Annotated in this window: 10 protein-coding genes and 1 pseudogene; 9 read left to right on the forward strand and 2 right to left on the reverse strand. The window is 72.0% G+C overall.

Annotated elements, in window-relative coordinates; all coding sequences use genetic code 11:
• Positions 1 to 234, forward strand: a pseudogene (locus ACFW9D_RS26590) (hypothetical protein); the annotation flags it as partial.
• Positions 235 to 325: 91 nt separating this feature from the next.
• On the forward strand, positions 326 to 1,183 hold the full coding sequence (locus ACFW9D_RS26595; RefSeq protein WP_188341580.1) for a DUF4429 domain-containing protein: 858 nt from the start codon (positions 326 to 328) through the stop codon (positions 1,181 to 1,183).
• A gap of 6 nt (positions 1,184 to 1,189) precedes the next feature.
• Here ACFW9D_RS26595 and ACFW9D_RS26600 read toward each other — a convergent pair whose 3' ends face one another.
• The gene (locus ACFW9D_RS26600) at positions 1,190 to 1,642 is read right to left on the reverse strand and encodes a MerR family transcriptional regulator (protein ID WP_384625651.1); all 453 of its coding nucleotides are present in this window, start codon (positions 1,640 to 1,642) and stop codon (positions 1,190 to 1,192) included.
• 116 nt (positions 1,643 to 1,758) lie between these two features.
• Between ACFW9D_RS26600 and ACFW9D_RS26605 the strand changes: the two genes are divergently transcribed.
• Together ACFW9D_RS26605 and ACFW9D_RS26610 are read left to right on the forward strand one after the other, a co-directional pair.
• Positions 1,759 to 2,226: a GNAT family N-acetyltransferase gene (locus ACFW9D_RS26605; RefSeq protein WP_188339134.1), complete on the forward strand. Its 468-nt coding sequence runs from the start codon at positions 1,759 to 1,761 to the stop codon at positions 2,224 to 2,226.
• Positions 2,227 to 2,230: 4 nt separating this feature from the next.
• A complete protein-coding gene (locus ACFW9D_RS26610; RefSeq protein WP_384625655.1) occupies positions 2,231 to 3,046 on the forward strand; it encodes a serine hydrolase domain-containing protein in 816 nt (271 codons plus the stop codon).
• 31 nt (positions 3,047 to 3,077) lie between these two features.
• Here the strand turns inward: ACFW9D_RS26610 and ACFW9D_RS26615 are convergent, their stop codons facing one another.
• On the reverse strand, positions 3,078 to 3,734 hold the full coding sequence (locus tag ACFW9D_RS26615; RefSeq protein ID WP_384625658.1) for a pirin family protein: 657 nt from the start codon (positions 3,732 to 3,734) through the stop codon (positions 3,078 to 3,080).
• 92 nt (positions 3,735 to 3,826) lie between these two features.
• Between ACFW9D_RS26615 and ACFW9D_RS26620 the strand changes: the two genes are divergently transcribed.
• The 5 genes from ACFW9D_RS26620 to ACFW9D_RS26640 all read left to right on the forward strand — a co-directional run bounded on the left by ACFW9D_RS26620 (position 3,827) and on the right by ACFW9D_RS26640 (position 8,807).
• Positions 3,827 to 5,059 (forward strand): CdaR family transcriptional regulator, encoded by a 1,233-nt coding sequence (locus tag ACFW9D_RS26620; RefSeq protein WP_188339131.1) that lies wholly within the window; start codon positions 3,827 to 3,829, stop codon positions 5,057 to 5,059.
• Between the two features lie 99 nt (positions 5,060 to 5,158).
• A complete protein-coding gene (locus ACFW9D_RS26625; RefSeq protein WP_188339130.1) occupies positions 5,159 to 6,073 on the forward strand; it encodes an ACP S-malonyltransferase in 915 nt (304 codons plus the stop codon).
• Positions 6,074 to 6,091: 18 nt separating this feature from the next.
• Complete coding sequence (locus ACFW9D_RS26630; protein ID WP_188339129.1) at positions 6,092 to 7,123, forward strand: ketoacyl-ACP synthase III; 1,032 nt, start codon at positions 6,092 to 6,094, stop codon at positions 7,121 to 7,123.
• Between the two features lie 74 nt (positions 7,124 to 7,197).
• The gene (locus ACFW9D_RS26635; protein WP_018530896.1) at positions 7,198 to 7,446 is read left to right on the forward strand and encodes an acyl carrier protein; all 249 of its coding nucleotides are present in this window, start codon (positions 7,198 to 7,200) and stop codon (positions 7,444 to 7,446) included.
• An 89-nt stretch (positions 7,447 to 7,535) separates the two neighbouring features.
• Positions 7,536 to 8,807, forward strand: coding sequence for a beta-ketoacyl synthase (locus ACFW9D_RS26640; RefSeq protein ID WP_188339128.1), 1,272 nt, complete (start codon positions 7,536 to 7,538; stop codon positions 8,805 to 8,807).
• Positions 8,808 to 8,939 lie beyond the last annotated feature (132 nt).

The following is an 8,939-nucleotide window of genomic DNA, read 5'->3' on the forward strand; positions in this document are numbered from 1 at the left end:
GACAAGGACGACTGGATCGCGGACGTCCCGAACATGGAGCTCGGCGGCCTCGGCCACGGCGCCGACCCGGTCGCGTCGGGCTTCGGCGCGCGGGTCTTCGCGGCCGGCGACGCCCAGGGGCACACCGGGTACTTCGTGCCCGGCACGGAGAGCCTGCGGAACTTCGCGGAGATCGGGACTGGCGCGTACCGATCGGTGAGCTGTGCCGACGGGAACGAGGGCTGCCGGAAGTGATTTTCCGGTGCCGGCGCCTTCCGACGCGCGTAGAGAGCGGTGGAACAGTGGTCCGACGCGACAGGCGACGGAGGGACGCGTGCCGCATACGATGAGCCGCATGGGTGACGTACTGGCCGGATTTCATGCCGCCTGGGAGTTCGCGTCCGACTCCGTGCTCATCCGCTTCGAACGGGGGATCCGCACGCCGAGGCTGCTCCAGGCACTCGGCGAGCGCCGTATCCCGCTGGAAGCGATCACGGGGGTGACGCTGACGCCGGGCAAGCGCGGCACCGTCGTGCTGCAGGCGGTGCCACGTCCGGGCGCCGACCCGCTGATGGACGCGGCGGCCGGGCAGCTCAAGGAGGGGTGCGACCCCTATCGCCTCGTGCTGCCCGCGGAGCGGGAGACGCTCGCCGAGTACTACGCGGACGAGCTGCGGGCGCGGCTCCTCGACGACGGGTCGGCCGCGGCCGACTTCCTGGTCGATCCCCCGAAGGCGCCGCTCCACTTCAAGGCGTACGACGGCAAGGCCACCTTCGACGGCGCCGCGGTGTCGTTCCGCTGGTTCTGGACGGGTGCCTCCTCCGCGAAGTGGAAGGCGGGCGACAAGACCTTCCCGGTCAGCGAGCTGAGCGGGGTCGAGTGGCGCTCCCCCGAGCTGTTCGAGGGGCATCTGCGGCTCGTGCCGCGGGACGCGGGGCTCGACGAGCGGCCCGGGCAGGCCGACCAGGACCCGGCCGCGGTCGTCTTCGGGCTCGGCTACGGTCCGGTCCACGAGTCGCTGCCGTTCGCCGCGTCCGTGCTGGCCGCCGTGCGCTCGGCGAGCCCGTCCGGGGCGCCGCCCGCCCGGCGCGACCCGGCGGACATCGCCGACCGGATCCGGCACCTCGGCGAGCTGCACCAGGCGGGGCTGGTCACGGACGCGGAGTTCTCCTCGAAGAAGGCGGAACTCCTCGCGGAGCTGTGACCCGCGTCAGCCGTTCCCCCTGCCGTACAGGTCGATCTTGAAGTCGAGGACGGCGAGCGTGTCCTGGAGCTCGGCGATCCGGTTCAGCACGTCCCGGCGGGTCGACTCCAGCAGCTCCCGGCGCTCGTCGAAGGTGTGCTCGCCGAGCCGTACGAGCTCCGCGTACCGGACCATGTGGGCCACCGGCATCCCGGTGAGCCGCAGTTTGCCGACGAAGGCGAGCCAGTCGAGGTCGCGGTTGCTGTAGCGGCGCTGCCCGGTGTGCGAGCGGTCGACGTCGGGCAGCAGCCCGATCCGCTCGTACCAGCGCAGGGTGTGCGCGGTCAGCCCCGTGCAGGCGACGACCTCGCTGATGGTGTAGCGGTCCTGGCCGTCGGGCCGCGGATGCCCCTCCGGCGCCGAGGCACAGACGTCGACCTTGGTCTGGGTGGATACGGGCGTGGTCTCCATCACCGTCATGACCCCACGCTAGAACCTTCGAGCGCACTCCAGGCAAGCATCCGGCGACACGCGCCGCCCGGCTCCGCGCCGAAACGCGCACGACAACCCGACCGGGCGTCGTTACGGTGCCGGTCATGTCTCTCGTCCGCCGTGCCGTCCCCGAGGACGCCGAAGAACTCGTCCGGCTCCGCAAGATCATGCTCGACGCGATGAGCCCGAGCCGGGACGTGGGCTGGCAGCCGGCCGCCCTCACCACCCTGCGCCGTCACCTCGCCTCCCCCGACGGGGAGTTGGCCGCGTTCGTGGTGGACGCCCCGGACGGTTCCGGGACGCTCGCCGCCTGCGCGGCGGGCAGCGTGCACCAGGGCCTGGGCGGTCCCGGGAACCCCGCGGGCCTCTCCGGTCACGTCTTCAACGTCTGCACGGATCCCGGGCACCGCCGCCGCGGCTACTCCCGCCACTGCCTGGAGGCGCTGCTCGGCTGGTACCGGGAGCGCGGCGTGCCCCGGATCGACCTGCTCGCGACCGCGTCCGGCGAGCCGCTGTACGCCTCCCTCGGCTTCGAGCGGACCCCCGCTCCCGCCATGCGGCTCACGCTTTAGGCTCGTGGGCATGGAGAGCCTCGCCTTGATCGAGAACTGGCCGGTGCCCACCGCCGCCGCGGCCGTCGTACGTGCCGACGGAAGCGTCCTGGGCAGCCACGGGCCGACGGAGCACCGGTTCCCGCTGGCCTCGGTGACCAAGCCGCTCGCCGCCTACGCCGCCCTCGTCGCGTACGAGGAGGGGGCCGTGGAGCTGGACGAGCCGGCCGGGCCCGAGGGGTCGACCGTGCGGCACCTGCTCGCGCACACCAGCGGGCTCGCCTTCGACGAGCACCGGGTGACCTCGGCGCCGGGCACCCGGCGGCTGTACTCGAACGCCGGGTTCGAGGTGCTCGGGGACCACATCGCGAAGGCGACCGAGATCCCGTTCGCGGACTACCTGCGGCAGGCCGTGTTCGAGCCGCTGGGCATGAAGAACAGCTCGCTGGAGGGGTCGCCGGCCAAGGACGGGGTGTCGACCGTCGCCGACCTCGTGCGCTTCGCCGCCGAGGTGCAGGCGCCGCGCCTGCTCGACCCGCGCACCGTCGCCGAGGCGATGACCGTGCAGTACCCGGGCACGAAGGGCGTCCTGCCGGGGTACGGGCACCAGAACCCCAACGACTGGGGGCTCGGTTTCGAGATCCGGGACCACAAGTCGCCGCACTGGACCGGCGGTTCGTCCTCGCCGCGCACCTTCGGCCACTTCGGCCAGTCCGGCACGTTCCTGTGGGTCGACCCGGCGGCGGGCGTGGCGTGCGTCGCGCTGACGGACCGCGCGTTCGGCCCGTGGGCGGCCGAGGTGTGGCCGCCCTTCACGGACGCCGTGCTCGCCGAGCTCTGAGCCGGGCCGGCCGAGGCCCGAACGAGAGGCCCTAGGTCATCTCCCAGACCAGCAGCTGGGCCGGTGTCGTCGCCAGCGCCTCCGGGCCGTCCTCGTCGGTGAGGCGCGCGGCGTCGCCCGGCGCCAACTCCGCTTCCCCGAGCACCACTTCGCCGTCCACCACGTGGACGTAGACGTACGGGGCCGCGGGCAGCCGGGTGCGCTCGCCCGCGGCCAGGCGCCGCACGTGCAGCAGCGCGCCCGCCTCCGGCACGTCGTACGGGGTGGAGTCGGCGATGCCGCGCACCACCTCGTAGCGGGGCTCGCCGCCGGGGTCGCGGGGCGCCAGCCACATCTGCAGGAAGGTGAGCGGCGCGCTGGTCGAGTCGTTGCGCTCGACGTGCCGGACGCCGCCGCCGGAGCTGAGGTGCTGCACGTCGCCGGGCCGCACGACCGTCTCGTGGCCCGCCGAGTCGCGGTGGGTCAGCTCGCCGCGCACGACCCAGGTGATGATCTCGGTGTGGCTGTGCGGATGCTCGGAGAAGCCGGCGCCGGGTCCGAGCCGCTCCTCGTTGCAGGCCAGGATCGCGCCGAAGCGCAGGTTGTCCGGGTCGTAGTGCGGGCCGAAGGAGAACGCGTGGCGGGACTCGATACCGGCCTCGGGCTCGCCTCCCGGATAGCGCTCGCCCGCCCTGCGTATGTCTCTCACACCTCCACGGTAGCCCGGCGTCCGCGGCCCGTACCGAAGTCCGGCAGGACCCTCCACTCCGCCGGGCCGCCCTGATAAGGCAGTCTTGTCCCGTGCCCCAATCGGAATCAGCGCAGCCCTCATCGAACGAACCGGCGGACCGTCACCCGGAAGCCCCTGCGGCGCCTCACTCCCACGAGGCGACCCTGAAGCGTCTGGAGAAGTCGTCCGGAGCGCTCGCCGCGCAGGCGATCACGCGCATGGACGAGATGCTGCCCTGGTACCGGGCCATGCCGCCGGAGAACCGGTCGTGGATCGGTCTGGTCGCCCAGGCCGGCATCGCCGCGTTCACCGAGTGGTTCCGGCACCCGGACGCCCCGCAGGCGATCTCCACCGACGTGTTCGGCACGGCCCCGCGCGAGCTGACCCGGGCGATCACCCTGCGCCAGACCGTGGAGATGGTGCGCACCACCATCGAGGTCATGGAGTCGGCCATCGACGAGGTGGCCGCGCCGGGCGACGAGAGCGTGCTGCGTGAGGCGCTGCTCGTCTACGCGCGCGAGATCGCCTTCGCGACCGCCCAGGTGTACGCACAGGCCGCGGAGGCCCGGGGCGCGTGGGACGCGCGCCTGGAGTCCCTCGTGGTGAACGCGGTGCTGTCCGGCGAGGCCGACGAGGGCGCCGTCAGCCGCGCCGCGGCGCTCGGCTGGAACTCCCCGGAGCACGTGTGCGTCGTCCTCGGCACCGCCCCCGACGGGGACAGCGAGCTGACCGTGGAGGCGATCCGGCGGGCCTCGCGGCACGCGAAGCTGCAGGTCCTGACCGGGGTGCTCGGCGACCGGCTCGTCGTCATCGCGGGCGGCAGCGACAATCCGCTGGCCGTCGCCAAGTCGCTGATCGGCCCGTTCGCGGCCGGTGCCGTGGTCGCCGGGCCCGTGGTGCCCGACCTGCTGGCGGCCACCCGGTCCGCGCAGGCCGCGGCCGCCGGCCTCAAGGCGTGCGGGGCCTGGCAGGACGCGCCGCGCCCCGTCCTCGCGGACGATCTGCTGCCGGAGCGCGCGATCGCGGGAGACCCGGCGGCGCGCGAGCAGCTGGTGGAGGAGATCTACAGACCACTGGAGGAAGCGGGCTCGGCGCTCCTGGAGACGCTCAGTGTCTATCTGGAACAGGCGAGCAGCCTGGAGGGCGCGGCACGGATGCTGTTCGTGCACCCCAACACCGTTCGCTACCGGCTCCGACGTGTGACCGACGTCACCGGGTGGTCGCCCTCTGATGTCCGCTCGGCGTTCACCCTGCGCATCGCGCTGATTCTCGGACGGCTCGCCGACGTCGAATCTCAGCCGTAGTCAGGCATTGCCGTTTGTCGGGGGTCTACAATTCCCCCTTCGGTTCTTCGTCCCTGTCCCCACGGGCGGCCCGACCCGTCCCCAAGAGAGAGTGTGAGAGTGCTCGTACTCGTCGCTCCCGGCCAAGGCGCTCAGACGCCCGGCTTCCTGACTCCCTGGCTCGACCTCCCCGGCGCAGCGGACCGCGTCGCGGCCTGGTCCGACGCCATCGGACTCGACCTCGCCCACTACGGCACGCAGGCCGACGCGGACGCGATCCGCGACACGGCCGTCGCCCAGCCGCTGCTCGTCGCGGCCGGAATCCTCTCGGCGTCCGCGCTCGGTGACCTCGCCCCCGGCGCCGTGGCGGGCCACAGCGTCGGCGAGTTCACCGCCGCCGCGTTCGCCGGTGTCCTCGACGACACGGCCGCGCTGAAGCTCGTGCGCTCGCGCGGTCTGGCGATGGCCGAGGCCGCCGCGATCACCGAGACGGGCATGTCGGCGCTGCTCGGCGGCGACCCCGAGGTGACCGTCCCGCACCTGGAGAAGCTGGGCCTGACCGCCGCGAACGTGAACGGCGCGGGCCAGATCGTGGCCGCCGGCACGCTGGAGCAGCTGGCCGCGCTCGACGCCGACAAGCCCGAGGGCGTGCGCCGCGTGGTGCCGCTGAAGGTGGCCGGCGCGTTCCACACCGAGCACATGGCCCCGGCCGTGGCGACGCTGGAGGAGGCCGCCAAGGCGCTGGCCCCGGCCGACCCCACGGTCACGTACGTGTCGAACAAGGACGGCCGGGCCGTCGCGACCGGCGCCGAGGTCGTGTCCCGGCTCGTCGGCCAGGTCGCGAACCCGGTCCGCTGGGACCTGTGCATGGAGACGTTCCAGGAGCTCGGCGTCACCGCGCTGATCGAGGTGTGCCCCGGCGGCACGCTCACCGGCATCGCCAAGCGCGCCCTGCCCGGCGTGAAGACCCTCGCCCTGAAGACCCCCGACGACCTCGACGCGGCCCGCGCCCTGATCGCCGACGTTACGGCCTGAGAAGGAGATCCGAGCAGCATGTCGAAGATCAAGCCCAGCAAGGGTGCTCCGTACGCGCGGATCCTCGGCGTGGGCGGCTACCGCCCGACGCGGGTCGTGCCCAACGAGGTGATCCTCGAGAAGATCGACTCCTCCGACGAGTGGATCCGTTCGCGCTCCGGCATCTCCACGCGGCACTGGGCGAACGACGAGGAGACCGTCTCGATGATGTCGGTCGAGGCGTCCGGCAAGGCCATCGCCGACGCGGGCATCCGGCCCGAGCAGATCGGCGCCGTGGTCGTGTCGACGGTCTCGCACTTCGCGCAGACCCCGGCCATCGCGACGGAGATCGCGGACAGGCTGGGCACGCAGAAGGCCGCCGCGTTCGACATCTCCGCGGGCTGCGCCGGTTTCGGCTACGGTCTGACCCTGGCCAAGGGCATGATCGTCGAGGGCTCGGCGGAGTACGTCCTCGTCATCGGTGTGGAGCGGCTGTCGGACCTGACCGACCTGGAGGACCGCGCGACGGCCTTCCTGTTCGGTGACGGCGCCGGTGCCGTGATCGTGGGCCCCGCCCAGGAGCCCGCGATCGGCCCGACCGTGTGGGGTTCCGAGGGCGACAAGGCCGGCACGATCAAGCAGACGATGCCGTGGGACACCTTCCGTGTCGGCGACGTCGCGCAGCTGCCCCTCGACGAGTCGGGCAACGTCAAGTTCCCTGCGATCACGCAGGAGGGCCAGGCGGTCTTCCGCTGGGCCGTGTTCGAGATGGCGAAGGTCGCCCAGCAGGCGCTGGACGCGGCCGGAATCACCCCGGACGACCTGGATGTCTTCATTCCTCACCAGGCCAACGAGCGGATCATCGACTCGATGGTGAAGACTCTCAAGCTGCCGGAGCACGTCACGGTCGCCCGCGACGTGCGCACCACCGGCAACACCTCGGCCGCCTCGATCCCGCTCGCTATGGAGCGGCTCCTGGCGACCGGCGAGGCCAAGAGCGGCGACACCGCGCTCGTCATCGGCTTCGGGGCGGGTCTCGTGTACGCCGCCACGGTCGTTACCCTCCCCTAGGTGTCCCGCACCGGATCGTCAGGTCCGGACGGCACACCGCCCCACCTCTGGATACACACCGAAGGAGCGCCATCATGGCCGCCACTCAGGAAGAGATCGTCGCGGGTCTCGCCGAGATCGTGAACGAGATCGCCGGCATCCCCACCGAGGACGTCCAGCTGGACAAGTCCTTCACCGACGACCTGGACGTCGACTCGCTGTCCATGGTCGAGGTCGTCGTCGCCGCCGAAGAGCGCTTCGACGTCAAGATCCCGGACGACGACGTCAAGAACCTCAAGACCGTCGGCGACGCCACGAAGTACATCCTCGACCACCAGGCCTGAGCCGCCGGCTCAAGACCCTGAGGTCGGTCGCTCCGCCACCCGGCGGTGGCGCCGCTGAATCCCTCGTATCCGTTGGAGAAAGAATTCCTGTGAGCTCGACCAATCGCACCGTGGTCGTCACCGGTATCGGCGCAACCACACCGCTGGGTGGCGACGCGACGTCCACCTGGGAGGGCCTGGTCGCCGGACGTTCCGGCGTCAAGCCCCTCGAACAGGAGTGGGCCGCCGAGCAGGCGGTCCGCATCGCGGCTCCGGTCGCCGTGGACCCGAGCGAGGTCATCCCTCGCCCGCAGGCCCGCAAGCTGGATCGTTCCGCCCAGTTCGCTCTGATCGCCGCCAAGGAGGCGTGGGCCGACGCCGGCTTCACCGCCAAGGCCGGCGAGGACGAGAGCGTGGACCCCGACCGTCTGGGCGCCGTCATCGCGTCCGGCATCGGCGGCGTGACCACGCTGCTCGACCAGTACGACGTGCTGAAGGAGAAGGGCGTCCGCCGCGTCTCCCCGCACACCGTTCCGATGCTGATGCCCAACGGCCCGTCGGCCAACGTGGGCCTGGCCGTGAACGCCCGCGCGGGTGTCCACACCCCGGTCTCCGCCTGTGCGTCGGGCGCCGAGGCCATCGGCTACGGCATCGAGATGATCCGCACCGGCCGCGCCGACGTCGTCGTCTGCGGTGGCACGGAGGCGGCCATCCACCCGCTCCCCATCGCCGCGTTCGGCAACATGATGGCGATGTCGAAGAACAACGACGACCCGCAGGGTGCCTCGCGCCCCTACGACACCGGCCGGGACGGCTTCGTCCTCGGTGAGGGTGCCGGCGTCATCGTCCTGGAGTCCGCCGAGCACGCCGCCAAGCGTGGCGCCCGCGTCTACGCGGAGGCGGTCGGCCAGGGCATCTCCGCCGACAGCCACGACATCGTGCAGCCGGAGCCGGAGGGCCGCGGCATCGCGCAGGCCCTGCAGAACCTGCTGGACAACTCCGACCTGGACCCGGCCGAGATCGTGCACGTGAACGCGCACGCGACCTCGACGCCGGCCGGTGACGTGGCCGAACTGAAGGCGCTGCGCAAGGTCTTCGGCGACGACACGGACCACTTCGCGGTCTCCGCGACGAAGTCGATGACCGGGCACCTGCTCGGTGGCGCGGGCGGCATCGAGTCCGTCGCGTCGATCCTCGCCCTGTACCACCGGGTGGCTCCGCCGACGATCAACGTGGAGAACCTGGACCCCGAGGCCGCTGCCGCAGCGGACATCGTCCGCGGTGAGGCGCGCAAGCTGCCCGTCGAGGGCCGGATCGCCGCGCTGAACGACTCGTTCGGCTTCGGCGGCCACAACGTGGTGCTGGCGTTCAGGTCCGTCTGACCTGCCGTTCAGCGGTGAAGGGGCCCGCCGGGGGGGGGGGGGCCCGGGGGCCCCCCCCCGCACACCCCCCCCGCCGCCCACACCAGCGCGGTCTGGTATAAAAAAATAACAGCAACCCACACACACAGTGAG

The sequence above is a fragment of the Streptomyces sp. NPDC059524 genome (genome assembly GCF_042749255.1).
Classification (GTDB): Bacteria; Actinomycetota; Actinomycetes; order Streptomycetales; family Streptomycetaceae; genus Streptomyces; species Streptomyces xanthii.